The sequence below is a fragment of the Lysinibacillus sp. NPDC093216 genome (genome assembly GCF_050280325.1).
Lineage (GTDB): Bacteria > Bacillota > Bacilli > Bacillales_A > Planococcaceae > Lysinibacillus.
Map to the genome: position 1 here is coordinate 191,702 of NZ_JBNNVB010000005.1, position 26,123 is coordinate 217,824.

Consider the following 26,123-nt stretch of genomic DNA (forward strand, 5'->3'; position numbering starts at 1 on the left):
GGTGATTCATTTGGGAAAAGTATTCAAATCAGTTGAGGAAATTCAGTTAGATGGAGTCCGTTTCTTAGATGCCCGCTTTGATTTACAAAACAAAGAGGCGGGGAATAAAATATTTGAAGAGGGACACGCACCAGGAGCGATTTATATCGATCTAGAGCAGGATCTATCAGATATGGGGTCTAGCGATGGCCGCCATCCTATGCCAAGTAAGGAAAAGCTATCGGCAGTATTTCAAGGATTAGGATTAAATTATGAAGATCAAATTGTCGTTTACGATCAAGGGGCTGCGCCATTTGCACCACGTGCTTGGTGGATGCTGACATATGCAGGCTTTCCAAATGTAGTGATTGTGAATGGTGGTGCACCTGCGCTCGAGGAAAAAATATCTTTCACAAAAGACATTATAAAATATCCACCGACTACGATTGAATTTGTTTGGCGAGATGAGCTATATGCTCCACGTGAAGCAGTTAAAGCTATTGTAGATGGAGAAGTCAATGCGACGTTGCTAGATGCACGTGCCGCAGCTCGCTACCGTGGTGACGTGGAGCCTCTTGATATGGTAGCTGGGCATATTCCAACAGCAAAAAACTTTGACTGGGAACAATTAAAGTCAGATGGTCGTCTACAAGCCAATGATGAGTTACGCAGCAAGGTTGCACAAGACGAGCACGTTGTTGTATATTGTGGCAGCGGTGTTACAGCATCACCATTGTATGCAGTACTAGCAGATGAAGGTTATGAAAATATTCAACTGTATGTAGGCAGCTTTAGTGACTGGATTACACAATATGATGTAGAAAAAGGAACAAATGAATAAATGATTGAGGAAGAAACGCTCACTTTGGTGGGCGTTTTTTTCTTGGAGTGAGGGCAAGAGAAGGTTTAATTGCTTTAAATGTAAGCAGACTCAAACATTTCAGAGAGAGCTTGTTTGAATAACAAATCCTAAATTCGAAATTAGAGAAAAAATATAGGGAAAATTTGAGAGGAAATGCAATTTTTATCGTTATAGTAGTAGGGAGGTGAAACAAATGGAGATGGATGAAGTAATCACACGAGTAAAGAACGGTGAAAGTCATCATTTTGCACATATTGTAAAACATTATGAGCAGAAAGTTTTTATCACTGTCATAAGAATAGTAAAAAATCAGTCGGTAGCTGAAGATATCGTACAAGATATTTTTATAAAAGTATTTTATAGCTTACATAAGTATAAAAAAACGGGCTCATTTAATGCGTGGCTATACCGAATTGTAGTCAATAATTGTTTCGATTATTTACGGGTTCATAAGTTACAAACGATACGAATCGACAGTGATGTAATGGATAATCGTTTTCCTGAAAAAATATTGTTGTTACATGAAAGAAATGAGCAGTTAGAAAAGCTTCTTCAACAGTTGGATGAAACAGAGTACATGGTATTGTTACTGAAATATGTAAATGAGCTAAGCTACGATGAAATAAGCGAAGTGCTTCAAATTTCTTTAAATGATGTTCGAAATAAGTTACACCGAAGTAAAAGAAAGCTTAGGTCAATCACAATGACAAAAGGAGGTTATTTTTATGAAATGTGATTCGAATTTGCTGGAAGATTATGTAGAAGGTTTTTTAGATGAGATTGAACAAAAGAAAATGGAAGCTCATTTGCAATTCTGTGAAAATTGTCAACGTGAATATGAGCAATTAGTAAATGAACAAAAAACATTATTTGCACAGCTCAATAAGCCAATGATGACACATAGCCAAGGTGATGCTATTATGCAACGTATTCAAACGAATACAAAGCGTAAAAAATCTTGGTATTCTTTAAAAATTACTGTAATCAGTGCAGCTATTATTATGCTAAGTTTTGCGTTTTATTATTGGAATCGTCCACCGATTGAAGTGGCACAGCCGATTGATGAGCCAACACATTTAGTAGAAACGAATAGTAGCGAGCAGGAAGAACATTTAGATGGTGAACAAGTCTTAAATTATAATGAGCCATTCTTGGATGTTTCTATTGATAAAGTTGTCGGAAATGGGGAAAACATTGATATTCAATATCGAGTTAAATTTAAAGAACAATACCAGCGAGATCAAGATAATATATATAAACATCATTTAAATAAATACCAATATATAGAAGTGGCGAACATGCCGAAATTTGACAATGCACAAGATGACTTTTTCGGTAAAGTAACAACAGACGTCCGATTTGAAATCCGAGATGAAGCAGGAAAATTAATTTTAACTACTAGACGTGATGGACGTACTGGCGAACAACCAATGATTACAGACTTTTCAGGTCCTAGTGGTTTCGACACAGATGTATTGGGCGAAATGGTATACACGATATCCGTCCCAAAGTATACTAACCCAGCAACGTTTGAAGTGTTTCAAATGGAAGCATCTGCGTTCGATTTATTTGAGACGGAAGTGAATACAAAACAATTACAGCCATTCAAATTGAATAACGTAACATATACAATTGATTCATTAGAAATCAAACAAGGTACATTACATTTACAAATTTCTACGGAAGGTGATCAAAAAGTTCGTGCAGCTGGTTGGGAGATGGTCATTAACGATCGTTTAATTATTTCTAACCGGACAAATGTAAATTATTCTGAGCGAACAAATAATCGTACCGTTTACAAATTACAGTTTGAGAATTTCGAACAAATCCCAGCTAATTTAAAATTAGTGCCGTCTACTGTAAGGATTAAAAAACAAATTGATCCAATTGTTTTGGATTTACACTAACAAAAAAGCCCTCGAGTGTTTAAACGACAGTCTAGTAATTTGATAAGATTTTAAAAATGTAATTGTGATTGTACTTATATCTAGCTAAGAATATGTGTATAAAACCATGCATTTTTTGAATTCGGGCTTCCCTTTAAAATTATAATCTCTCTATTAATAAAAGGGGCTGTTTTGATAGTAATCGTCAACTTACGATTCCTTTTCCATTTGCGTAGCATTTATTCATAAAATGACTGATTATTCATTTTATGCTACACTCTTTTTACAAAGGGGGGGGAAAGGATGTTTGAACGAGAGAAAAGTATAGAGATTCAACAAAATCGTGATGTGAAATGCGCTCACGGTAAAGTGACAGTTCAGGGGATAGGAATGAGTGTTTATAGCTTTTTTGTAGATGGCTTACTAATTGATACAGGCTCATATTCACTTTCACAGGAGTTCCAATCCTTTTTTAACGAAATACCGATTGAACAATTGGCGCTCACTCATTCGCATGAGGATCACTCAGGAAATGCAGCATGGATTCAGCAACATAAGGGTGTACCTATCTATGTTCACCGTGATTCGGTAAGTCTTTGTGCAAAGGATGGAGAGTATCCATTTTATCGACAGGCATTATGGGGGGAGCGACCAGCGTTTATTGCCCAACCAATAAGCAATACATTGCAAACGAAATCAGCTACATTGGACGTTATCGAAACACCAGGGCATACGACAGATCATGTATCATTTTACAATCGAGAAACTGGTGCTATGTTTACAGGAGATTTGTATATACAGACGAAAACTAAGGTTGTCCTTGATGAAGAAAATATCGTACATACCTTGGCGTCTTTGAAGAAAATATTAAACTATGATTTCGAAGAAGTTTATTGCTGTCATGCAGGCTTTATAGCGGATGGTCGAACGAAAATACAAGAAAAAATTGCTTATTTAGAAGATATGGAGAGTAATATAAGGCAGTTGTTTCTTAAAGGTTATTTAGTTGATGAAATTACAAAAGCTATCTTTTCTCGTGATTATCCGATTACAAAAGTATCAGGAGAACAGTGGTCTTCCAAACATATTATCACTGCTTTTATAAATCAATTTACGCATGAGTCCTTAAAATAAGGGCTCTTTTTTTGCTAATCGAGGGATTCAGTAAGGAAAAAAAGAATACTTGAGGATGCATAATAAAAAACTTTGTGAAAAAATGTGAAGAAAATGTGACGGAACCAGATGGAACAATGGATACGCTTACATTAGTTTGTGAAAAATTTCTCATTTACACAAGAAAAATACTATGTGAAAAGTTGAACAGGCTTAATGGCGGTATTTGTACATTTTTAATAAAGCTAATCGATGCGAATATTATATTATAATAATTGATTGTGAAGTTAAGAACAAAGCATAAAATTAGCGGAGATGAGAATAGATAGCGCTATTTAGATGAAAAACTAAAATTGACAGAAAATTCGTTGACTTTACTTTCACAAAGTATTATGATTCTGAAATATATAATAATTTGAAAAGAAAAGGATGGGATTGAATGGACATTATGAAAAAGGCTTTAGAAATGCACGAGTATTATAGCGGGAAATTAGAGGTGATTTCTAAGGTGCCTGTGCAAGATTCATATGATTTAAGTCTTGCGTATTCGCCAGGGGTAGCTGCGCCTTGTGTAGAGATTGAGAGAAATCCATCACTTGTTTACGACTATACAATGAAAGGTAACATGGTGGCAGTTGTTTCAGATGGAACGGCGGTATTAGGGTTAGGGGATATTGGTCCGAAGGCAGCATTACCAGTAATGGAGGGGAAGGCTATTTTATTAAAGCGTTTTGCCAATGTTGATGCTTTTCCTATTTGTTTAGATACGAAGAATACGGATGAAATCGTCAGCATTGTGAAGGCGCTTGCTCCTACTTTTGGTGCTGTAAATTTAGAAGATATTTCAGCCCCAAGATGCTTTGAAATTGAAGATCGTCTGCGCCAAGAATGTGATATTCCCGTATTCCATGATGATCAGCATGGAACGGCGATTGTAGTAGGTGCAGGGATGATTAATGCCAATCGTATTGTGAAGAAAGATGTGGCAACGATGAAGGTCGTAATTAATGGTGCAGGAGCAGCGGGTATTGCTATTTTACGTATTCTTGTGCAAATGGGCTATAAAAATATTTATATGTGCGATACAAAAGGCCTCATTTATGAAGGTCGCGCTGAAGGTATGAATCCAATTAAAGAAACAGTGGCACATTTAACAAATCCTGGAAAAATACATGGGACATTGGAAGATGCCATTAAAGGTGCTGATGTCTTTATCGGCGTATCGGTTGCTAATTTATTAACAGAAGCACATATTGCTTCAATGAATGATGATCCAGTCGTGTTTGCACTAGCAAATCCAAATCCTGAAATTACGTATGAAAATGCTAAAGCATGGGGTGTACGTATTATGGGAACAGGACGCTCCGATTATCCAAATCAAATTAACAATGTGCTTGCTTTCCCTGGTATTTTCCGTGGGGCATTGGATGTTCGAGCAACAGATATTAATGAGGCTATGAAAATAGCTGCAGTGGAAGCGATAGCCGCTCTTGTAAGTGATGAGGAATTAACGGAGGAATATATTGTACCTAAATCATTAGATGAGCGGGTTGTTGAAATTGTTTCCCAAGCTGTAAGTGGAGCAGCTGTTGAGTCTGGTGTGTCGGAGCTATTCCAACAAAATACAGTGCTTTCAGTTTAATGTGAAAAAATCTCCCACTCTCATAGAGAGAGGGGAGATTTTTTACATTGTTCCGGCTAAAATGCCGATAACTGCAAAGAGAACAATCACCAGAATAATGAGGGCAATGAGAATAATGCATGGAATATAGAGTGTAAAGAACGCTCTCCAATTGGTTATTTGGTGTGCTTCTGCAACAATTCCTACTGTAATAATGAGGTTCCAAATTGCAACCACAATCGATAATAAAATTGCAATCCAAAAAACCCAAGGGTAAGGCCCGGCGAAGTTAGGATCCATTAAAGATTCAGGTGATGTAAATAACCAAATTAAATAAAAAGGAATAAGGACTATAGATGGAATAGCCGTTAAACTTAGCCCTTTGAATAAGTGTGAGTACGTACCTGTTCCTTTAAAAAGTTTACCGAATAGCCAAGCGATGAGTGCAACAAAAGCTGTACCGATTATTCCTGAAATCGGTGATGCAATAACACAAAATAGTAAGATAAGCCAAGGAGAAAAGTCTATCACGGATATCTTATCAATAAGGTCTGAAAGTGTAACACCAATATAACCAATTGACAAAAGAAGAAGAGCAAAACCTATTGATTTTTCTTCTATCATGTAACGGGTTGTTTGCTTTGGATGCAACCAAATAGACAAAAATGGATTAATCTTTAGCCTTTCTTGTGATGTTTCATTAAAGTCATCCATTAAATTACCTCCAAAATAATAGTATAAATGCATTATGCGTATAATTAGTATACGAGTGAACGAATGAAAAGTTTCGAAGAAACATCTTACCAACAAAAAGAGCCGCAAGAAAGCGACTCTTTTTGATTACTCGTATCTAGTCAGGCATAGCATTTTAATAGAATGGTTTTTTATTCAGCTAACATAATTTTTTCAAGTTCTAATGGTTCTATGTATTGTTCGCCTTTGTAAGCACGCATATTACCACCTGAAATTTCATCGATTAATAAAATTTCATTTGTTTTAGCATCGCGGCCAAACTCAAGTTTAATATCGTAAAGTGTTAACCCTTTTTTGTCAAGCTCTGTAGCAATAAATTTAGCGATTTCAATTGTACGTTGCTTTAAAATTGCGTATTCTTCGTGTGTTAACAGGTTTAACATGGCTAAAGCATCTTCAGAAATGGGAGGATCTAGTCGATCATCATCTTTGATAGTAACTTCTACGAAAGAATCTAAGTCTTGTCCTTCTTTTACGTATGCACCATAGCGACGTAGGAAAGAGCCTACTGCCTTGAAGCGGCAAATGACCTCTAAACCTTTACCAAAAACAGTTGCAGGCTTTACTGTCATTGTTGCATCGTTGAAGTTTGCATCAACGTAGTGAGTAGGAACACCTTGTTCGTTTAGTTTTGAGTAGAAATAAGAAGTTAAGCGAAGTCCAGCTAAACCAGCACCGTCGATTGTTAACCCTACAGTATTAGCACCTGGGTCGAATACGCCGTTCTCTCCAGTTACATCATCTTTAAATTTTAATAAGTAATGACCATCTTCTAATTGAAACACATTTTTCGTTTTACCTGTATACAATAATTCCACAAAAAACCCTCCAATATTTCGTAGTACTTCATTATTATAACACGAATGTTTTAAATGTTTAATAGTAAAAATGTTCGTTTTAAACGATATTTTTTGTGCTTTTTAACTTCTTTTCTAATGGAAAATAAGGTGATAACGAATGTTTGTTATCACCTTACGTGGATTGAAAGGATTCTGAAGTTATTGTTAATAAACGCCTTCAGCTAGCATACCATCAGCAACTTTAACGAAGCCAGCGATGTTCGCGCCAACTACAAGGTTCCCAGGGTAACCATATTTTTCGGCAGCTGCTTTACTGTCTGCGTAAATGTTTTTCATAATTTCATGTAATTTAGCATCTACTTTTTCAAATGACCAGAAAACGCGACTTGAATCTTGCGCCATTTCAAGAGCAGATACAGCAACACCTCCGGCATTAGCAGCTTTAGCAGGACCAAATAATACGCCAGCATTTAAGAATTCGTTAATTGCTTCAAGATCTGATGGCATGTTTGCACCTTCACCAATAGCTTTCACTCCGTTAGAGATTAAAGTACGCGCTGAATCGCCATTAATTTCATTTTGTGTAGCACATGGAAGCGCGATGTCACAAGGGATCGTCCAGATACCAGTGCAGCCTTCTGTAAATGTAGCATTTGGACGATAGTTTAAGTAAGTGGAGATACGATCGCCTTTTACTTCTTTAATTTCTTTAATTGCATCAAGATCTAAACCTTCTGGGTCGTAAACATAGCCTGAAGAGTCAGAGCAAGCAATAACTTTAGCGCCATAAGCTTGTGCTTTTTCAATAGCATATGTTGAAACGTTACCAGAACCAGAAACTACAACTGTTTTACCTTCGAATGAATCGTTGACATCTTTTAGCATTTCATTTACAAAATATACAGTACCATAACCAGTTGCCTCTTTACGGGCTAAAGAACCACCGTAGCCAGGAGTTTTACCAGTTAATACACCAGATTCGTTTGCTTTTGTTAAACGCTTATATTGGCCCCATAAAAAACCTACTTCACGAGCGCCAACACCGATATCACCTGCTGGAACATCGACATCTGGACCAATATGGCTGTATAATTCAGTCATGAATGCTTGACAGAAACGCATGATTTCCGAATCTGATTTACCTTTAGGATCGAAGTTTGAACCACCTTTACCACCACCGATTGGTTGACCTGTTAAAGCATTTTTAAAGATTTGTTCAAAGCCTAAGAATTTGATAATTGATTCATTTACCGAAGGGTGGAAGCGAAGACCGCCTTTGTATGGTCCCATTACGTTGCTGTATTGCACACGGTAACCACGGTTTACTTGAACTTGATTGTTATCATCTTGCCAAGCTACACGGAAAGAAATGATACGATCTGGCTCAACGATACGAGATAAGATATTGGCTTTAATATATTCAGGGTGTTGTGCAAATACAGGCACTAATGAAATGAAAATTTCTTCAGCTGCTTGTAAGAACTCCGCTTGATAACTATTTTGTTGTTTTAGTTGCTCGAATACGCCATCAACGTATTCTTTTGCTAATTGTTCGTTGCTTACAGTTGTAGTTGTCATAGTAAAAAACCTCCAGTTATTTGATATTTGTATCGTATATCTATTTTTCGCACTATTCAATAAAATACTTTTTCCAACAGTCTAAAGTTTGTGAAAAATTTAACAAGTAGGGGTGAGAATTTATTATATCAAAATAATGATGAGTTTGAGTGATCTATCTAATTATGAGAAAGGAATGATGCTTTATTGTGAAGGTTTTAATTGACGCTGATGCCTGTCCAGTCGTGGATTTAGCACTATCTATATCATCTGAGTTTGAGATTGAAACAATCTTGTTTTGCGATACATCCCACCGTATCGAACGTGATAATGTAATAACAATTATGGTCCCGAAAGGTCCAGATTCGGTTGATTTTACGCTAGTGAATGCGCTTTCAAAACACGATATTGTCATTACACAGGATTACGGTTTAGCAGCTATGGTTTTGGCGAGAGGCGGTTATCCAATCGATCAAAATGGACGAGAGATGTCTAATGAAAATATCGAACGTTTGCTCGACATGCGCCATGTTGGACAAAAAATTAGACGTGCTGGGGGACGTACGAGAGGACCTAAAAAACGAACACAAGAAAACAATATTTCGTTCGAATTGAAATTTCGACAAATTTGTGAACGAGCAATTATAACTCAAAAAATGGAGGAATCTGAAGGTGGAAAATGAGCGTAAACACGAACTATTTAATCAATTTCCGAGACTAAATAAGTTAGCAAATCATAATACTGTACTTTGGGAAAATACAAATCGAGAAAAAAAGGCGCAAACAAATCTTTTTTCAATAGAGGAAGTTGAGGAGGCAGAAGAAACACTTAAACGCTTTTCTTCCTATTTAATTTTAGCATTTCCAGAGCTTTTGGAAAGCAAAGGGCTTATTGAATCATCTTTACTAGATATACCTTTCATGAAGAAAGCTCTTGAAAAGGAATTTGATGTTTTAATACCAGGTCAATTTATCTTAAAGTGCGATCATGCCTTGCCAATTTCCGGCTCTATTAAAGCCCGTGGTGGTATTTTTGAAGTATTAAGGCATGCAGAACGGCTTGCAATCGCTAGTGGCAAGCTAACAAAAGAGGATAGTTATGCCGTGTTGGCAACAGAGGACTTTCAATCGTTCTTTCAGCAATATACAATTGCCGTAGGTTCTACAGGTAATTTAGGATTGAGTATCGGCATTATGGGCAAAAAACTCGGCTTTAATGTCGTTGTACATATGTCGAGTGATGCAAAAGAGTGGAAAAAAGCATTGCTGCGTGAAAAAGGTGCGACAGTTATTGAATATGAAGCAGATTATAGCGTTGCTGTAGAACAAGGTCGTCGAGAGGCTGAACAAGATCCTATGTGTCATTTTATTGATGACGAAAATTCGAAGGACCTATTTGCCGGCTATGCAGTAGCGGCGAAGCGTTTAAAAGCACAGTTTGAAAAGACGAATATTACTGTAGATGCTGCCCATCCATTGTTCGTGTATTTACCATGTGGTGTAGGTGGAGGACCGGGGGGAGTTGCGTACGGGATACGTGAAATTTTTGGAGAACATGCCCACATCTTCTTCGCTGAGCCCGTAGCATCCCCTTGTATGACAATCGGCTTGATGACAGGTTTACATGATGAGATCAGTGTAGAAGATATTGGATTAGACAATAAAACAGAAGCAGATGGTCTAGCAGTCGGGCGTGCTTCTAAATTCGTTGGTAAAGTAATGGAGACGTATATTAGTGGTTGTTATACAGTGAAAGATGAAGAATTATTTACGTCGCTCGGTTTAGCGATGGAATCGGAAGGTCTATTTTTAGAGCCATCTGCGCATGCAGGGATGTTCGGACCAATTCATTTAATGAAAAATGGTCAAAGTTATTTAGAAAAGTATGATTTAGTTGATAAGATGGAGAAAGCTACCCATCTTGTATGGGCAACAGGTGGAAGTATGGTGCCGATGGAAATGCGTGAGGAATACATGGCAAAGGTAGTGCAAGTAGCAAGAACTAATGATTAAGGTAGTTAGTTAATAAGAAAACGCAAGAATGCTATTTGGAATTAACATTCTTGCATTTATTACTTTTAAAGTTATTTATATAAATAGTCCAACGCTTGATAATCTTGCTGATAGCGTCCACCGTCTGCTACTTCAGCGTGATATAGAGCTTTTAAAGCATAATTTTTTTGCAAATCCATTTCGGACATTAACTCTTTTAGGCGATCATGTAATTCACGGTTTTCTTTCACAAGTTGCTGCATTTGTGGTTTAAAATATTTCATTCTTTCTAACTCCTCAATTTATAACGTGCTTATTAGTATAACACTTTTAGCTATTGAAAATGCACTCATATTCATAATTCTGGCTTTAAAAGATTATTCGGTCGATCATGCCGTGACTTATTATGCCATGATATATATTAATTGGTGTGAAAGCTGTGCGACTCCTGGCCCTCGTGAATGTAATCATAAAACCTCCAAATCATACATAGATTTGGAGGTTTTCCATTAGTTAAAGCTTTACAACTGCAATTGTTTTCGCTAAGCGGTTAAAAATACTTCCTGTGCTGCCCGTACACCTGCACCTGGCTCAAAGTCATATTCAAAGTCTTGAAGTGCAGCTTCCATTAAAGAAACGGCCTGTAAAATATCACTTGGGAAGCAGTAACCCATATGGCCGAATCTGAAAATTTTCCCTTGCAAATGACCGAGTCCTCCAGCGAAATCTAAATGATATTGTTGCTTTAAATGCGACAAGAAGTCACCGAGTGCAATCCCTTTTGGTGCCATAATCGCTGTAATGGTCGGAGAAGCATGCTCATCCGTAGTGAGAAGTTCAATATTAAGGGCATTCATAGCATGACGCACCATGTTTTTCATTAGTTCATGGCGGGCAACTGTATGTTCAAAGCCTCCTTCTTCCTCTATAAGTTTACAAACCTCATGCAGTCCAGAAATAAGTGTCACAGTAGGCGTGTTTGGAGTCATCCCTTTTTCTGCCCAGCTACGATAGCTTAATAAGTTTAAATAATAGGAAGGCGTATTATTTTCTTCAATAACTTTCCAAGCTCTATCACTAACGCTGACAAGAGAAAGTCCTGGAGGTAGCATCATCGCTTTTTGAGATCCAGTAACAAGAATATCGATTCCCCAGGCATCCATTTCTGCAGGAACTCCACCTAGGCAACTTACACCATCGACAATACATAATGCATCCGTTTCCTCACGTACAACTTGTGCTAATTCAGCAATTGGGTTTAAGATACCAGTGGAAGTTTCATTGTATGTGACAAAAACAGCTTTAATATCTTTCAACGGCTGCAAGAATTCTCGTAACTCCTTAGCTGTGCAAGCTTGCCCCCATTCTTTTTCAAGCTTATGTACATGAAAGCCGTATTTCTCACAAATCGAAACGAAATAGTCTCCGAATGCTCCAACAGTGATGACAACTACATTTTCACCAGCAGAGACAGTGTTAACCGCCGCAGCCTCTAAAGCAGCTGTACCACCTGATGGAAGGAGTAAAATATCCTGCTTTGTCCCAAAAACAGGTTTTACTAATTCAATTGTTTCACGGTAAAGCTCTACAAATTCATTGCTTCGATGACTTATAATATCGCGACTCATCGCAAGCTGAACCTTTTTCGGAATTGGCGTAGGTCCTGGATGTCTTAAAATATTTTCATACACAATCATCAAACCCCTTTGTATTAAAAATTAGAAATTCGAAATTTTCTAACTATAATATAGCATATTTTTTCTGTTATCTAACTTCTTTTTCAAAATTTGATAGATCAAGTGTCGTAAGAGAGTAGAAAATACAACGAATAGTTCTCAATTTTTTAATATGGTAAAATTTTTATATAAGGGGCTGAGTTATGGAATCGAAAGTAAATTATCCATATATTTATTTTTTATTGGAATCAAATATGGTTTTTGTCTATCGAATTAAAACACATCATTATCTGAACGCATCGGATTTGATAGATAGGAGTGAATGGGAGGCTTATGAATTACAGCATCATGATCAATTTGAAGCATTCAACCATGAAGAAAGTGAAGCAATTGAGGGGTGTGGGTTCTGGCTTGAGCAACATAAATTAAGCGACATAGTAGAAATTATCAATGACTGTATTCAAAAACATCGTTTTGTGGACCATCGAATAACAACGCAGGCAGTTCATATTGTGAGCTCTGAATCTGCTGCTGGTTCAGTGAGAGTAGCACTACCACCACCTAAACATGTGATTGGATTCCCTGATTGCTTCTCAATTGGACCATTGTGGAAGCTAGAGGAGAAAAGAGGTCAAACATTCCGAAATAATTGGTTATTTGAAAATATTAATGATGGACAGGAAGATGTTTATCAAAATAAGTTTATAAATACTTTGCGTGAAATAGAAGATATTTCTAATCATGTTCCGATCTATATTTGGTATGGTAATAATGCCGATGAACAATGTGGGCTTCGTTTTTTCCTCTATTTATTGCGAGATAAATCAAATGAGATTTTTCTTATTAATACAACAGAACATAGTAAGGCTAATTGTGCAACAAGTCATCTTAGTTCACAGCAATTAGCACAGCTTTTTATCAACATAGAAGAAAAAAAGCCATTAACTATCCAGGACCGTCTTATTTTCCAAAATGAATGGGAAACATTATCGCAAACTAACGATATTCTGCGCTTATGGATCAATAATGAAATAAAAGGGGTTCCAGAAAATTATTTTGATCCACTTATTATAGAAACGATCGAAAGGCTACATAATGAACAAGCAACAAAAGATTTTATCAAGACAGGGACAGTGATTACGGAACTCTTACCTTTAATAGAAGAGCTTCCTAGTGTCTTCTTTTTAGAATGTAGAATAAGATTTTTAGTCTATAGTGGGGTACTTGCATTAAAAGGTATTCCTAAGTCCATGAGACACTATAGTGTAAAATTACGTGAATAACTAGAAAACCTCTTTACACCTTTAAAAGTGTAAAGAGGTTTTTGTACTTGCATATGTATTATGCAACGAAAGGTTTATTCATTTTTATTAAGCCGTAAATAGCATAGAATAGTCCTAATGTGATGAACGATAAAATCGTATAAAGTACAGCTTTCCCAGTTCCGCCAGTCCAACGATAGAAGAGGCGATATGTGAAGTAGAAAATAAAGCCAAGAAGACCTATTGAAGCAATTATATCCAGAAACAGATACGGAATTAATGAAACAATTGTTAATACAGCGTAAATAATAACATTCTTTATTGCTGCTGAACGAATTGTTGCGTCATCATCACCCTTTGCTGTTAATAAGAAAAGGCTATAAACACCAGCAATTGGAATCCAAGCAATATAAGCTTGTTTGCTAAAGCCATTTGCTTTAGATGCCTGGTAATAAATAAGTGAATTAATTACATAGCTTGCGATACTTATCAATGCAATACAAATTAACATAATAAAGAGGAATGCCAAATCTAAATCATCGAAATCATTGTAATATGAAGAATCGTACATATAAAAACCTCCTTTCCAAAAAAATACTTCACAATAATAACAATACTAAAGTCACGAATCTACAGTTAATTATATCCGGAATTTAATGTTAATGATGTATTTGCACTATTTGAATAGATGTAAATATTGCATTAATGTTCATTTTTTGATAAATGATTGTTGGATCAAAAAAAGAGGTTGGCAAACTAGTAGCCAATTGTTGTAGACGTCACAAAAAATCAGTGCTTGAACAAGACAGCTTACAAATAAATTTAAATTCTACAAGAAACTATCTTGATGAATATTTGAGCACTAATGTAAAAGATGCTAAAAATATCCTCATAAGTATTGGTATAATAGTTTTAGGATTTTTGGCTTATATGAAGTAAAAGAAATAAGAGAGAGGAGAGTAAGTGATGCTAATTATAATTTTTATATTGATAGTGATAAGCTTTTACCTTATGGAAAAAAATTATCGGAAAAGTGTCTATTATAAACTGACAAAAAATAATTTCTTTGCAGTTAAACTCGATAAAGGGAGAAATGGTGAGTACTTAACATCGAAAATTATTGAGAGGCATGCCTTACAAAGTCATAGACAATTATTAAATGTATATATTCCAAAGAGAAATTCAGATGAATTAACGGAAATTGATTTGCTTTATATTGATCGAACTGGTCTATATGTGATTGAATCAAAAAACTATAGTGGCTGGATTTTTGGTAATGAGACACAACAGCAATGGACACAAACGATGCCGAATAAGAAAAAATATAAATTTTTCAATCCGATCCGGCAAAATGCTACGCATATCCGTGCAATTCAAGATTTTTTAGACCTTCCGAAAGAAGCAATTCATTCAGTCATTGTCTTTAGCGAACGCTGTACATTGAAAAAAGTGGGAGTAACTTCCCAAAATGTACATGTTATAAAACGAGAGGATTTAAGGCGTTTTATCCAAACGCAAAAGCAAACTGCAAAACAGTTTTTCTCACAAGAAGATATTCAAGCAATTTACAATAAGCTTGTACCTCAAATGCAAGTATCTAATGAAATCAAAAAACAACATATTCAAACGATTCAGCAGAAATATGGAAAATAATCGTGTGTTAAAAGGGGACTATAAGCATGCCAATATACAATAAATTAGTACGTGATTTAACTTCTTTCAGCAGAAGTCACCTACCTTTATAGGCGGTGAGATGAATGCGGTTTTAATTCACTTTTTAGCGGGTGTCCAAACATCCGCTGAAAGAAGTTAAAGCCTCTGGCGGATGTCACGGAATCGGGAAGGAGTTCTTTGTGCAAGCACAAAGCCGATTCCGGACGCAATTATGCCGAGGCATAATTGATTTCCTCAAGTAATTGAAGAAGAGGGTAAAACATGTAGCATAAGAGTATTAGAACAAGGAGAACACTTAGAGGAAATAAAAGTGAAAATGCAAGAAGAAGCATTAGAATTTCTAGAGGCAGCCTCACCAAAAGAGGCCGTTGAGGAACTTGCGGATATTTTAGAATTAGTACATACAGCTATACAAATGTACGACGTGTCCTACGAACAATTAGAACAAATACGTACTCAGAAGAAGAGCCAACGCGGAGGATTTTCGAAAGGTATATATTTAATTGAGGTGAAGGAGTAGGGGGAAGCAGTATGTCGCATGATTTAAAGGTCGGTGAAATACGTGAACAATATGTAACTGAGGATCAGATTTGGCAACATCTGAATAATTTTTACTATCGTTCATCAGTCGCAACTTCTTATAAATATGTGTTTTTTAAAGCATTTCTTGAAAATTTATACAATGTAGACGAGAAGTTAGTACTCAGTTATGATCAAATATTTTATTCTTTCACAAATATATATTGGAATCTGGTAATTCATCACAAGTTAGCACAATCACCTAATAAAAATAAACCTGCTCGTGCCCAAACCATCTTACAGAAATATGCTAATGACAATGCTATCCCTCCAGAATGGCAATTCGATCAGCTTTTAGATTCGTTGCAACTAAAAATCGTCAATGAGGTGAAGCGTGATTGTAAGCAGAACGTTATCGGCGCATTTTACGGAGATACAGCAGGGGTATTCTATGAATTTGACATCAAACATGCACATTTTCGTTTCAACAATCCTGTCTATCAATTCATGAAAAAATACCAGCGGGTTTTAATAAATCTAACAAATTATCATTTAGCCAAATATCTTGAAAAAGTGAATGAAGTCACAAGTACAATGGCGTTGCTTTCGAAAGTAGAAGTCATTTCAAAGCGCAGTTCTTTAGAAACATTTTACAAGGTTCTTACACAATTTGAACAAAATCGATGCTTCTATTGTAATTGTGATTTATCAACTAATCGTCGAAAAACACACGTCGATCACTTCATTCCGTGGAGCTTTATTCAAAATGATAATTTATGGAATTTAGTGTTGGCGTGTAATGATTGTAACTTGCATAAAAGTGACAAAATCACAACTAGATTTTATTTAGAGTCCATGTTCGAAAGAAACTATAATTTAGTGTCAATTGTTAGAGAACCAACTTATTTTTATACATATGAAAATAGCAAACTTGTGGATTTATATGATTACTCAATAATGAACGGATATACGACGTTATGGGAGCCGAGGAAGGTACATAAGTTAAAAAATTAATTTGATTTTATTATGGAAGAACATAGAATAACTCTGACGGATTTTACGTTTCTTAGGAAGTGTAATTATTTCAAGTGTTGTCACGTTTGATTATCCTATTATTTCAATATATAGTTCTTATTACAGATAAAATAAGGAGGAATAAATATGGCAGAAGTTAAATACGAAATTGTTGAAACAGTTGCGGTATTATCGGAAGGCAATAAAGGCTGGAAAAAAGAATTGAATTTAATTAGCTGGAATGGTCGTGAACCGAAATACGATATTAGAGATTGGTCGGAGGATCATACAAAGATGGGGAAGGGTGTTACGTTGTCACTGTCTGAGCTACAGCTTTTGAAAGAGTCATTAGCTAAATTGTCAGGCTTAGATTAATGTACAAAACTATTCTTTAGAGTTGTTTTAGAATAATTACGCAAATGAGTAGCAATATTAAATTTTCTGAGGATTTTTCATAGAATATATTTCGTAAAATTGTTAGACTAACAATAGCAACAATTCATAATGCAGGTGGCGGCTGAACTCCCTTTTGAAAGGGGGTGAGGCGGATGACAGTATTTGAAGCATTCAGTTTGATTGTGCAGTGTAGCCTTTTGCTAATTGCGGTACTGACACTGATGCTTAGCATTATTGTCTCTCAAAATAAAAAGAAATAGCCACCCTGCCGGCTAAGTAAGGTGGCGATAGCTACAACTTTAACTTGGTCAGCCGCTATGATTGCGGCATGATTGTTGCTTTGACTGGATGTTGACGCATCCAGTCTTTTTTATTCTATATATAGTGTATCATATTTATTCGAAAAAGAACATTTTTCTTCATTCAGTGGGCATTTCAAGCCAAGCGTAATTGATACAGTCTTTCTCTCTCGATTAAATGAATTTTGCAATGTCATTTAGCGCTAAACGAGAAGAGCCATAAGCTGGTGATGCTGCTTTTCCGATGGCGATTAAGACGATCGGCACTAGATTATCTGTTAATTCAAAGTGCTTCGCAAAAGCCTCTTTATTGAAGCCACCCATTGTAACCGTATCATAGCCCATTTCTTTTGCTAAAAGCATGATTTGCATAGAAATTAAGCCTGCATCAAATGTAGCTATATTTTTTAGAACTTCTTTAGGAAGATTAGAATAAATCTTTAATGAATTTTCGATCATCATGTTTTTTGTTGCTTCATCCATATAGCCAAGCTCGAAGTTTTTTGTATAGACTTCTTCAACATTATTGTACATTGCTGTATCGCCTAATACCGCAATGATGGCAGACGCAGTTTCTACTTGCTCCTGGTTATTAGCAATTAAACGTAGTTCTTTTTTTACTGCCTCATCTTGGATCACTAAAAAGCGCCAAGGTTGTAAATTACTTGATGAAGGAGCGGTTGTTGCCTCGACAAGTAATTCCTCTATATCTGATTGAGGAATTTTATAATTTGCCTCATACTTACGCACAGATTTACGATCGTGCATTACTTTATTTATATAACTTTTAGTTGTAGTCATCGTTAAAAAATCTCCTTTATATTTATGATATTTTACTATACGATATTCTTTTTAGAATTCCAAGTAAATCGCTCGCCTTAGAGAGTTTTGATTAACTTCTTTCAGCGGATGTCGCGGAATTATGCCGAGGCATAATTGATAATCCGAGGCATAATTGATTATTATTACTTAAATTTAAATGCCTCGAAGTCAACGCTTATATCTTTATTGCGGGATTTCAATTGCTTGGCAAAATGTTTTAGCATTTTTTCAGGGCCACACATAAAAATACTTGTTTGCGGGGGCACTGCAAAATTTTTAAATGAAAGCCTGTCCATTTGGGTAGTATCAATAAAGTTCACTTTGAATTGTTGATTAGTTTCTGCATACTCCTGTAAAAAATCTTTATAGATAGCATCATTTTGACCATGATAAGTGTAAAATAACTCAATATCACGATTTACGGGCTGTGATTGCAAATAAGATAAAAATGGAGTAATGCCTATACCACCAGCTATCCAAACTTGTTGTTGTGTTCCGTTTTCAAAGTTTAAATGACCATAAGGACCATCAAGTGTAACTGGTGTATTCAGCTGAACTGAATCATATACTTTTTTTGTGAAATCACCAATCGCCTTTATAGTGACAAATAATATTTTTCCATCGCCACCTGAAATTGAAAAGGGATGAGGCGCCTTTTCTATGCCATCTTGCAAAATCTTGATAAAAATAAATTGTCCATGACGAAATGGTAATTTTTTATCAAGTGTTAGCTCCAGTTCAATAACATTGGAGCCCAATTTTTTAATCTCCGTAATGTTGCCTTTATATTTAAAAAACATATCCTGATACATCGTCAGCATATATAATGCTGACATAAATCCAATAGTTGCAGTTATTGCTGTAAAAATTCCTAAAGGTGTAGGCTGTAATAAATCGTATCTGCTTGAAAAATAGGCATGATAAATTCCAAATGTATAAGGGATAAGCATTAACCGATGAAAGATCCGCCAGTGCTCATATTTTAGAAATTTAGCAAAAAGCGCAATTACAATTAGCGCTATGAAACCATATTGCCCAAGTGATCCTAGCTCTTTCGCAAATTCGCTGAGTGAAGTTCTTTGTACTTTATCCCAGTGGGGGACCAGACCTTGTAATTGACCATGAATAACCACTAATACTAGTGAAAGTATTGCTACATATTTATGATAAAAATAAACATTTTCTAGTCCATGAAACCAACGTTCAAAAATTTTCATTCTTGTTGCTAACAAAAAGACAAGAAAGAAGCCTGTGATGGCCATGCCTCCAATGATGTGGCTGAGCCTGTTAACTGCCTGGATAGGCTCTATAGGTGTAGCAAAATACCACAGTAAAGCACTACTACTCATTATTAGTATGATAAACAAAATTCCTTTGATAGATTTCATAAATAACCTCCACTATTCATTTTTATCTCTAAGTATCCTATATATACAATAAGAACCTGAAATGTTTCTGATATTTTTAATTTGATATGAAAGTTAATTTCGTCAATAAAAAAGGGATTATACGTTCGGAATATATGTTCCCTTTTGCGCTGAGGTGTGTTAAATTAAGAAGGGTAAAAATATAGAGATATAAGGAGCAGAAGTAAATAATGCAAGGGAATACACATATTATCGGGGGCATCACTGCAAGTCTTGCTTTTGCACAAATTTCTAATGATAATCCGCTTGTTTTAGTAGGGGCGGGCGTTATCGGTGCATTACTTCCAGATATTTGCCATGGAGGCAGCAAAATCGGGAGGAAGTTTCCCATCATATCAAAAACTGTGAATTCGCTGTTTGGACATCGTTCCTTTACACATAGTTTGCTTTTTTTATTTTTGATTTGGATGCTACTACATACATTTATACCTTACGAATCCATTTCGCTAGGTATTTTATTAGGGATGGCAAGTCATATTTTCCTTGATATGGGGACGAAGAAGGGTGTTAAGCTGTTCTTCCCAGTATCCATCTCAGTACGTCTACCCATTACTACAAAAACGGGCAGTAAAGCTGAAAAGGTAGTGTTTATGTTGTTAACGATGCTTTCAGTCTTTTTTAGTTATGAAATGATTGTTAATCTAGTCCAGTCCGTATAACTAAAACAGCCCCAGGATGAGAGTTTCTCATACTGAGGCTGTTTTTAAATGGTGAAAGTTTTAGTCAGCCTGTACTTCTTCGACTGTTTGTTCTACTTCTGCTCGTGACATTTTTTCACGACCTTCTTGCATGGCCTTCAATGTTTTATGGGCTAATGCAAGTGGTAAACGACAGAATAATAATACCGTACGTTTATTAATATCTTTCATATAAAGATCAGCTTTTGCGAGATTTTCCTCCGCATATGCAAATAAATCTTCACGAGTCCAACCATCAGGAACGAAACTTACTCCGCGCTCATCCATATCCTCATGCTGATTGCGTAAAATATTGACTGCTTGGAGACCGCGGCCATAGCCAATAGCTAAATCGCGATCTGTTTGAATGTCAGCACCCCACGCCCAAAGCTCGGACAGCATTGTCCCAACAATCCCTGCAACGTAGTATGTATAATCATCTAAATCCTCTCGCGTATGCACCTGCCAGTTTGCTTTTGCCCATTTTGCCATCCCAAACGCCATTTCACTTGTTGAAGCTTGGACAATTTTACGTGAGCCTTCAGGACAAAACGTTAGCCAATCTGCTAAACGAAGAGATACTTCAGGTAGCTGATCTGCATATGGCGCTAATAATGTTTCATAAGCTTCAGCATTAAATGATTCCTTTAATAACTCGCTTGTTGCATTAAGTAAATCGAATTTCACGTCATTAGATAGGTTTTCATGATCCTCAATTTCGTCTATAGCACGCATTGCTAAATATGCGGCTGCCACAGACAATTTTAAATCATTTTTTAAAAAAGTAATCGGTATATAAAAAGTGCGACTAGTTTCCTTTAAAACCTGCATCGCTTCTTTATAAAGTTTTTTTTGATCTTTCACTTGTATTCCTCCGTTCAAATGGTAACACATCTATAGTATATCGTATCGTAAAAGTGATGAAAGATAAAACAGATTGTTCAATTTATATTCAACTATTTTCAATTGGTAAAGATTAAGACAAAGAGAGGGGAGATAATCGGGTTGCAATTTCACATGACATTTATCGGAACACTTTCAGCAATTATCGCCCAACTTTTAATTTTTAACGACACCCACTTGCTAGAATCGATGATGCATCGAGTATCATTGCATTTTCACTTCTTTTGTGTTTTTATAGTAGAATAATGTTAAAGTTATAAAAATGCGACGAAAATCGTGTGATTAATAGAAAAAAATTGATATTTTTCGTCTTTTTTTCATGAAAGTTTGCTAAGTTATTGCACATTTATTTCAACAGCGTTAAAGTTTAGGAAGGACAGAGATACAACTTCACTTTTCGAGTAATTGCTGCTGACGCTTCGCTTTCGCGCAGAAGACATTTGTTGCTGCCGCTGCGCTTTCGCACAGAAAACATTTGCTGCTGACGCTTCGCTTTCGCGCAGAAGACATTTGTGTTGATTTGCTTTCGGTATTGAAATACAATACATCGGATTTTGGCACAATAACTCCTTGCAAAATCCGTGACATTTGTGGAGGCATGAACGTTATTCAACTGGCTTTTAAACGCCTCTTGAATACAAGCAAAATCTAGTATATATCTCACCATCTGAAATAGAGATTGTACGTAAAGTCAAAGGAGAATGGTATGCCAAAGGCTATAGGTATTGACGCAGGCGGAACATTGACAAAAGTTGCTTATTTAGATGAGCATAATGAGCTCGTTTTAATAACTTTCCCGTCAAATGATTTGCTAGCAGTGCAGAATTGGATTATTAATCATCCAGATATTGAGGATATTGGTGTTACGGGAGGGCGTACAGAACAATTACTGGATGTCATCAAAACAATGAAATCGATTCATTATATAGTAGAGTTTGAAGCCACATTGAAGGGCGTCCGATTTTTATTGCATAAAGAGGGCTACTTCTTCGAAAGAAGTATGATTACTAATATTGGTACTGGTACTTCAATTCATTATATGGAAGATAATACGCATATTCGTGTTGGTGGAACAGGTGTAGGTGGTGGAACATTGATTGGATTGTCAGCGCTTACAACTGGCATCACGGATTATAATGAAATAAGAGAACTGGCCACTAAAGGTAATCGAGAAGAAATTGATTTACTAGTAAAGGATATTTATCAAGGGATGGACACACCTATTGATGGGCAATTGACAGCTAGTAATTTTGGGAAAGTTGGTATTACTGAATCTGTCAAACATCCAAAAGAAGATATTATTGCAACTGTACAAGGGCTTGTAGGTGAGGTTATTACAACACTTAGTATTCAATATGCTGAAGAAAAAAATGCTCAACATATCGTTTATATCGGTTCAACTTTAAGTAATAACGATCAACTTACACGTGTTATTGCCAATTACACACGTACGAAAAAACATACACCAGTCTTTATAAATGACCACGGTTTTTCAGGTGCAGTCGGTGCATTATTAAATATAACTGAATATACAATTGTCTAACTATAATGTAGATTAACGCTCTTTTGAGAAATTTGTGAGCGATTAGAAGCTAAAGGATTTGCATCAACAAATGTAGTTTATGGTATCGGTTCTTATACATTCCAATACAATACACGAGATTCTTTTGGATTTGCAATGAAGGCTACTTATGCAGTTATTAATGGTGAAGAAAAGTTATTATTCAAAGATCCTAAGACAGATGATGGAACTAAACGTAGTCTGCGCGGCAAAGTTAAAGTTTATGAATCAAACGGAAGTATTTCTTACGTTGATGGATTATACAATGAATCAATCTACGATGATGATTTATTAGAAGATGTATTCGTAAATGGTAAATTGGTTCGTGATCAGTCATTATCTGAAATTAGAGCAATATTAAACAAATAGAATCAAATTGAGAGAGTCTTGTTGACTCTCTTTTTTTAATTACCATAAGTACCTTGTATTTCTTATGTTTTTGAACGTTCAATCATGAGATAATTATAGATAAGGAGATGATACAATGTTGTTTACTCCAATAAAACCTATGTTGCTCTCGATGGGTAACAATAATGAAATAATGGATGATCCTGAATGGATTTACGATATAAAATGGGATGGTTGGCGCATCCTTTTGCATAAACAAAATGATCGAATAGAAGCGTATACTCGTCATGGAAATAATGTAACTGCTAATTACAAGCTGCAGGACAATCAATTCAGGAACATGAAGCAATCATTGATTGTGAAGGTGTAGTTTTACGAAATGGGGTATCTGTATTTGATGATTTTGCATATCGAGGTAGACTTTCTAATAAAGAAAAAATTGAACAAGTTGCGATAACTCATCCTACTACGTTTATCGCATTCGACATATTATCGACTGATAAATCCGTTATGAATAAACCATTGGCAGAACGGAAAGAAATGCTTTCATCGATAATTGCACCTTCAAATAATTTGTTGATTACACCTTCAGTTATGGGTAACGGTAATGATATCTTTCAGTTGACCAAAGAAAAGGGTATGGAAGGTATCGTAGGAAAGCGAAGCAATTCTACCTACAAAGCTAAGCATCGTTCGCATAGTTGGTTAAAATATAAACACTTTAAAGTAATGGACACTATTATATTAGGCTATAAAGAAAATCCATTTACAATGATAGTAGGTACGCAATTAAGAAATGGTAATTATAGACCTGTTGCGAATGTGGAGTTTGGCTTTAAACCTGATGAAAAAAGAGCATTTAGAGAAATAGCTAAACAGATAATAGGTAGCGTGGAACGAGATGTAATGTGGCTAGAACCAAGATTATTCTGTAAGGTACAGTATCTTGAGAAAACAAGCACAGGATCATTAAGAATCGTTTCATTTAAAGGATTTAATTTTGAAGTTAATGAGCTTTAAAATACAAAATTAAATAACCACTTAAAAAAGTAGAGAAAAAGCGTATTATAAAAAAAGTTTTGGAACACGCTTTTTCTCTATTTAAATGAATTGAAGATTTAACATATTTTATTTAGTTATTGAATTCTATTCTAGCATCATTAAAAATACTTTCAATTAATTTCAGTTCTGAATCATCTAAGTTTTCTTCATAAATTTCTAATTCATTAGAGTCCAATGGGACTTTACCAACTGTAACACCACTTGTAGCAAATACTTCATCTTGTTCGTCTGTTAGAGATAGTAAATATTCATCACCTTTATTCATTTTTTCATACCCATTAACGCTGTAAATAGTACCTTCTGATTCAAAATTTAATTCTGCAATAGGAATAGTTTGCTCTAGATTAATTTTATCATTGGTAGTCGCATTTTTTACAACTTCAGTAATTTCAAAATCTGCAACTGTATATCCACCAATTACGGCTTCATCTATTTTAGATTTAAATACTTCTGTTCGCACATCCTCTAGTTTAGTTCCTTTAACAATAATAGGTGATTTTTCCGCTAATTCATTCAAATCAATGAAGCCATTCGTTTTAGCTTCGCCATCAATTCTTTTAGGCTTTGAAGGAGAATCTTCTGAAATAATTTTATTTTCATTAGTATCTTCTATAGAAAATCCTTCTGAAATAAGAAAACTACCACTAAATAAAACTATTAATCCGGCACTAATCATGAAAAAATTTTTCTTCATTTTTTAACCTTCCTTTCAATATTTTTTTGCGATTCCAGCTTTGTCATCTTTTAAAGGATAAGCTTTGTTATTAAAGCCTAATTTTCTCATAACTGCTATTTCATCATTTTTTTCTTGTGTGTGACCTAATCCTGCCTCATGACCAACTTCATGAACTACAGTTTCAATTCTTTGAGTTGAATTTAACTCTTCACGCCATTTTTTATAAATAGTGATTCGCCCACTACCAAAACTTTGACCATAAGTATCTCCATTATATTTATCCAAGTATTCAACACTTGCTTCTACACCAGATGCAGTAGCTACTTTTTTTGTAAAATTGATTTCAGGGAGCGCATTCCACGCTAAAATTCCACTTTTAACTTCACCACCTAATTTGTAACTATCAAAAGTAGGGTCTATCCAATAAAATGCATCTTTTGGATTACTAAATTTTTTGCTATTTAATTCATAAGCTTGTCCTTCAGGTACTTGAAAACAAAAAAAGATTCCAAAACATAAAGCTAAAAACGAAAATTTCCTCTTCATACAATCATCTCCTATTTACATAATATAACAACAATACCATATTAATGTAAATTGAGAATAAAAGTCAATAGTGTTAAAATTTAATAAGAAATACAATTAGAAGGGGGGGATTTTTGTGTTAAAAAAAATAATTATTATTTCATTTGCATTGATTTTTTTATGTGTTGGATGTTCTAATGATGCAAAGAAAATTATTTTAGAGATAGCTAATGAAAATGGGGATTTTAAAGAGAGTTTAGAAATCCTAGATAAAGATCAAGTTTCGATAATAAATAAAATTCTAAATAAAGTTAAATGGAAAGAAAAAAGTGAAGAATCATTTGGACTATTAAAGTACAGAATGTCTTTTGATTTTATAGACTCTGATAAGGAATTGAAGTCTTCTTATTATTTAATCTATGTAAATTCAAATGAACAAGTGATTCTGGTAGAAAATGATGTGAAATATACTAAATTATCAAAAGGAGAATCAAAAGAATTACTTGATATACTACCAAATAAATAACAAAAAGGAAAATATTACAATTTAATGACGACTTAACAAGCTTCATAGATAGAAAAACCAAAACATTTTTAATTAAGAACTTATATTGAAGAAATACTTGAATAAAAGAAATACTAGGTTTTCAAAACTAAATATTCACAACTATTGAGAGAGTCTTAAAGACTCTTTTATGTGCGCCCGGCATGCGTATGAA

The 26,123-nt window shown here is 35.2% G+C and carries 30 protein-coding genes; 19 read left to right on the plus strand and 11 right to left on the minus strand.

Annotated features, from left to right (window positions below):
* Positions 1-10: 10 nt before the first annotated feature.
* The 5 genes from ACQKOG_RS08555 (at position 11) to ACQKOG_RS08575 (ending at position 5,482) form a co-directional block, all read left to right on the plus strand.
* Positions 11-820 carry a sulfurtransferase gene (locus ACQKOG_RS08555; RefSeq protein WP_370077373.1) on the plus strand — a complete coding sequence of 270 codons (810 nt, stop codon included), beginning with the start codon at positions 11-13 and terminating at the stop codon, positions 818-820.
* A 214-nt stretch (positions 821-1,034) separates the two neighbouring features.
* Complete coding sequence (locus ACQKOG_RS08560; protein WP_370077374.1) at positions 1,035-1,577, plus strand: RNA polymerase sigma factor; 543 nt, start codon at positions 1,035-1,037, stop codon at positions 1,575-1,577.
* Positions 1,567-2,748, plus strand: a complete 1,182-nt coding sequence (locus ACQKOG_RS08565) for an anti-sigma factor family protein (RefSeq protein ID WP_370077375.1) — start codon at positions 1,567-1,569, stop codon at positions 2,746-2,748. Before ACQKOG_RS08560 ends, ACQKOG_RS08565 begins: the two co-directional genes overlap by 11 nt.
* Before the next feature lie 282 nt (positions 2,749-3,030).
* Positions 3,031-3,861, plus strand: a complete 831-nt coding sequence (locus ACQKOG_RS08570) for an MBL fold metallo-hydrolase (RefSeq protein ID WP_370077376.1) — start codon at positions 3,031-3,033, stop codon at positions 3,859-3,861.
* A gap of 418 nt (positions 3,862-4,279) precedes the next feature.
* Positions 4,280-5,482, plus strand: a complete 1,203-nt coding sequence (locus ACQKOG_RS08575) for an NAD(P)-dependent malic enzyme (protein WP_370077377.1) — start codon at positions 4,280-4,282, stop codon at positions 5,480-5,482.
* 42 nt (positions 5,483-5,524) lie between these two features.
* Here the strand turns inward: ACQKOG_RS08575 and ACQKOG_RS08580 are convergent, their stop codons facing one another.
* The 3 genes from ACQKOG_RS08580 to gdhA form a co-directional block, all read right to left on the minus strand.
* Positions 5,525-6,175, minus strand: coding sequence for a YIP1 family protein (locus ACQKOG_RS08580; RefSeq protein ID WP_370077378.1), 651 nt, complete (start codon positions 6,173-6,175; stop codon positions 5,525-5,527).
* Between the two features lie 170 nt (positions 6,176-6,345).
* A complete protein-coding gene (locus tag ACQKOG_RS08585) occupies positions 6,346-7,032 on the minus strand; it encodes a phosphoribosylaminoimidazolesuccinocarboxamide synthase (RefSeq protein WP_402868960.1) in 687 nt (228 codons plus the stop codon).
* Between the two features lie 186 nt (positions 7,033-7,218).
* On the minus strand, positions 7,219-8,592 hold the full coding sequence (gdhA, locus tag ACQKOG_RS08590; RefSeq protein WP_402868962.1) for an NADP-specific glutamate dehydrogenase: 1,374 nt from the start codon (positions 8,590-8,592) through the stop codon (positions 7,219-7,221).
* 188 nt (positions 8,593-8,780) lie between these two features.
* Here gdhA and ACQKOG_RS08595 point away from each other — a divergent pair, with 188 nt between their 5' ends.
* Both ACQKOG_RS08595 and ACQKOG_RS08600 read left to right on the plus strand, forming a co-directional pair.
* Positions 8,781-9,254, plus strand: a complete 474-nt coding sequence (locus ACQKOG_RS08595; protein WP_370077381.1) for a YaiI/YqxD family protein — start codon at positions 8,781-8,783, stop codon at positions 9,252-9,254.
* On the plus strand, positions 9,244-10,584 hold the full coding sequence (locus ACQKOG_RS08600) for a D-serine ammonia-lyase (protein WP_427445988.1): 1,341 nt from the start codon (positions 9,244-9,246) through the stop codon (positions 10,582-10,584). The genes ACQKOG_RS08595 and ACQKOG_RS08600 overlap by 11 nt, the downstream gene beginning before the upstream one ends.
* 71 nt (positions 10,585-10,655) lie before the next feature.
* On the opposite strand, the gene ACQKOG_RS08605 is transcribed toward ACQKOG_RS08600, so the two are convergent.
* Positions 10,656-10,847 carry a hypothetical protein gene (locus tag ACQKOG_RS08605; protein WP_049666523.1) on the minus strand — a complete coding sequence of 64 codons (192 nt, stop codon included), beginning with the start codon at positions 10,845-10,847 and terminating at the stop codon, positions 10,656-10,658.
* Positions 10,848-11,105: 258 nt separating this feature from the next.
* Positions 11,106-12,254: a pyridoxal-phosphate-dependent aminotransferase family protein gene (locus ACQKOG_RS08610; protein WP_427445989.1), complete on the minus strand. Its 1,149-nt coding sequence runs from the start codon at positions 12,252-12,254 to the stop codon at positions 11,106-11,108.
* A 188-nt stretch (positions 12,255-12,442) separates the two neighbouring features.
* On the opposite strand from ACQKOG_RS08610, the gene ACQKOG_RS08615 reads away from it, so the two are divergent.
* Positions 12,443-13,522: a DUF1835 domain-containing protein gene (locus ACQKOG_RS08615; protein ID WP_402868967.1), complete on the plus strand. Its 1,080-nt coding sequence runs from the start codon at positions 12,443-12,445 to the stop codon at positions 13,520-13,522.
* Positions 13,523-13,580: 58 nt separating this feature from the next.
* Here the strand turns inward: ACQKOG_RS08615 and ACQKOG_RS08620 are convergent, their stop codons facing one another.
* Positions 13,581-14,072: a hypothetical protein gene (locus ACQKOG_RS08620; protein ID WP_415730273.1), complete on the minus strand. Its 492-nt coding sequence runs from the start codon at positions 14,070-14,072 to the stop codon at positions 13,581-13,583.
* 395 nt (positions 14,073-14,467) lie between these two features.
* Here ACQKOG_RS08620 and ACQKOG_RS08625 point away from each other — a divergent pair, with 395 nt between their 5' ends.
* From ACQKOG_RS08625 to ACQKOG_RS08645, 5 genes are all read left to right on the plus strand, one after another.
* Positions 14,468-15,154, plus strand: a complete 687-nt coding sequence (locus ACQKOG_RS08625) for an NERD domain-containing protein (protein WP_370077386.1) — start codon at positions 14,468-14,470, stop codon at positions 15,152-15,154.
* 331 nt (positions 15,155-15,485) lie between these two features.
* The gene (locus tag ACQKOG_RS08630; RefSeq protein WP_427445990.1) at positions 15,486-15,695 is read left to right on the plus strand and encodes a nucleoside triphosphate pyrophosphohydrolase; all 210 of its coding nucleotides are present in this window, start codon (positions 15,486-15,488) and stop codon (positions 15,693-15,695) included.
* An 11-nt stretch (positions 15,696-15,706) separates the two neighbouring features.
* Entirely contained in the window at positions 15,707-16,708 is a 1,002-nt protein-coding gene (locus ACQKOG_RS08635; RefSeq protein WP_427445991.1) for an HNH endonuclease, read from the plus strand.
* Positions 16,709-16,855: 147 nt separating this feature from the next.
* Positions 16,856-17,083, plus strand: coding sequence for a YdbC family protein (locus tag ACQKOG_RS08640; RefSeq protein WP_370077388.1), 228 nt, complete (start codon positions 16,856-16,858; stop codon positions 17,081-17,083).
* A gap of 173 nt (positions 17,084-17,256) precedes the next feature.
* Positions 17,257-17,364 carry a putative holin-like toxin gene (locus tag ACQKOG_RS08645; protein ID WP_220443510.1) on the plus strand — a complete coding sequence of 36 codons (108 nt, stop codon included), beginning with the start codon at positions 17,257-17,259 and terminating at the stop codon, positions 17,362-17,364.
* A gap of 213 nt (positions 17,365-17,577) precedes the next feature.
* Here ACQKOG_RS08645 and ACQKOG_RS08650 read toward each other — a convergent pair whose 3' ends face one another.
* Together ACQKOG_RS08650 and ACQKOG_RS08655 are read right to left on the minus strand one after the other, a co-directional pair.
* Positions 17,578-18,204: a nitroreductase family protein gene (locus ACQKOG_RS08650; protein ID WP_370077390.1), complete on the minus strand. Its 627-nt coding sequence runs from the start codon at positions 18,202-18,204 to the stop codon at positions 17,578-17,580.
* Between the two features lie 164 nt (positions 18,205-18,368).
* Complete coding sequence (locus ACQKOG_RS08655; RefSeq protein ID WP_427445994.1) at positions 18,369-19,613, minus strand: ferredoxin reductase family protein; 1,245 nt, start codon at positions 19,611-19,613, stop codon at positions 18,369-18,371.
* A gap of 209 nt (positions 19,614-19,822) precedes the next feature.
* On the opposite strand from ACQKOG_RS08655, the gene ACQKOG_RS08660 reads away from it, so the two are divergent.
* On the plus strand, positions 19,823-20,311 hold the full coding sequence (locus ACQKOG_RS08660; protein ID WP_370077392.1) for a metal-dependent hydrolase: 489 nt from the start codon (positions 19,823-19,825) through the stop codon (positions 20,309-20,311).
* A 60-nt stretch (positions 20,312-20,371) separates the two neighbouring features.
* Here ACQKOG_RS08660 and ACQKOG_RS08665 read toward each other — a convergent pair whose 3' ends face one another.
* Positions 20,372-21,193: a squalene/phytoene synthase family protein gene (locus ACQKOG_RS08665; protein WP_427445996.1), complete on the minus strand. Its 822-nt coding sequence runs from the start codon at positions 21,191-21,193 to the stop codon at positions 20,372-20,374.
* A gap of 745 nt (positions 21,194-21,938) precedes the next feature.
* Between ACQKOG_RS08665 and coaW the strand changes: the two genes are divergently transcribed.
* From coaW to ACQKOG_RS08685, 4 genes are all read left to right on the plus strand, one after another.
* A complete protein-coding gene (gene coaW / locus ACQKOG_RS08670; RefSeq protein ID WP_370077394.1) occupies positions 21,939-22,775 on the plus strand; it encodes a type II pantothenate kinase in 837 nt (278 codons plus the stop codon).
* Positions 22,776-22,859: 84 nt separating this feature from the next.
* Entirely contained in the window at positions 22,860-23,162 is a 303-nt protein-coding gene (locus ACQKOG_RS08675; protein WP_370077670.1) for a hypothetical protein, read from the plus strand.
* Between the two features lie 115 nt (positions 23,163-23,277).
* A complete protein-coding gene (locus ACQKOG_RS08680; RefSeq protein ID WP_370077395.1) occupies positions 23,278-23,511 on the plus strand; it encodes a hypothetical protein in 234 nt (77 codons plus the stop codon).
* The gene (locus ACQKOG_RS08685; RefSeq protein WP_427446038.1) at positions 23,493-24,161 is read left to right on the plus strand and encodes a DNA ligase; all 669 of its coding nucleotides are present in this window, start codon (positions 23,493-23,495) and stop codon (positions 24,159-24,161) included. Before ACQKOG_RS08680 ends, ACQKOG_RS08685 begins: the two co-directional genes overlap by 19 nt.
* Positions 24,162-24,273: 112 nt before the next feature.
* On the opposite strand, the gene ACQKOG_RS08690 is transcribed toward ACQKOG_RS08685, so the two are convergent.
* A complete protein-coding gene (locus ACQKOG_RS08690) occupies positions 24,274-24,897 on the minus strand; it encodes a hypothetical protein (RefSeq protein WP_427445998.1) in 624 nt (207 codons plus the stop codon).
* 15 nt (positions 24,898-24,912) lie between these two features.
* On the minus strand, positions 24,913-25,425 hold the full coding sequence (locus tag ACQKOG_RS08695; protein ID WP_370077397.1) for a matrixin family metalloprotease: 513 nt from the start codon (positions 25,423-25,425) through the stop codon (positions 24,913-24,915).
* Positions 25,426-25,540: 115 nt separating this feature from the next.
* Between ACQKOG_RS08695 and ACQKOG_RS08700 the strand changes: the two genes are divergently transcribed.
* Complete coding sequence (locus ACQKOG_RS08700) at positions 25,541-25,930, plus strand: hypothetical protein (protein ID WP_370077398.1); 390 nt, start codon at positions 25,541-25,543, stop codon at positions 25,928-25,930.
* The last annotated feature ends 193 nt before the right edge of the window (positions 25,931-26,123 follow it).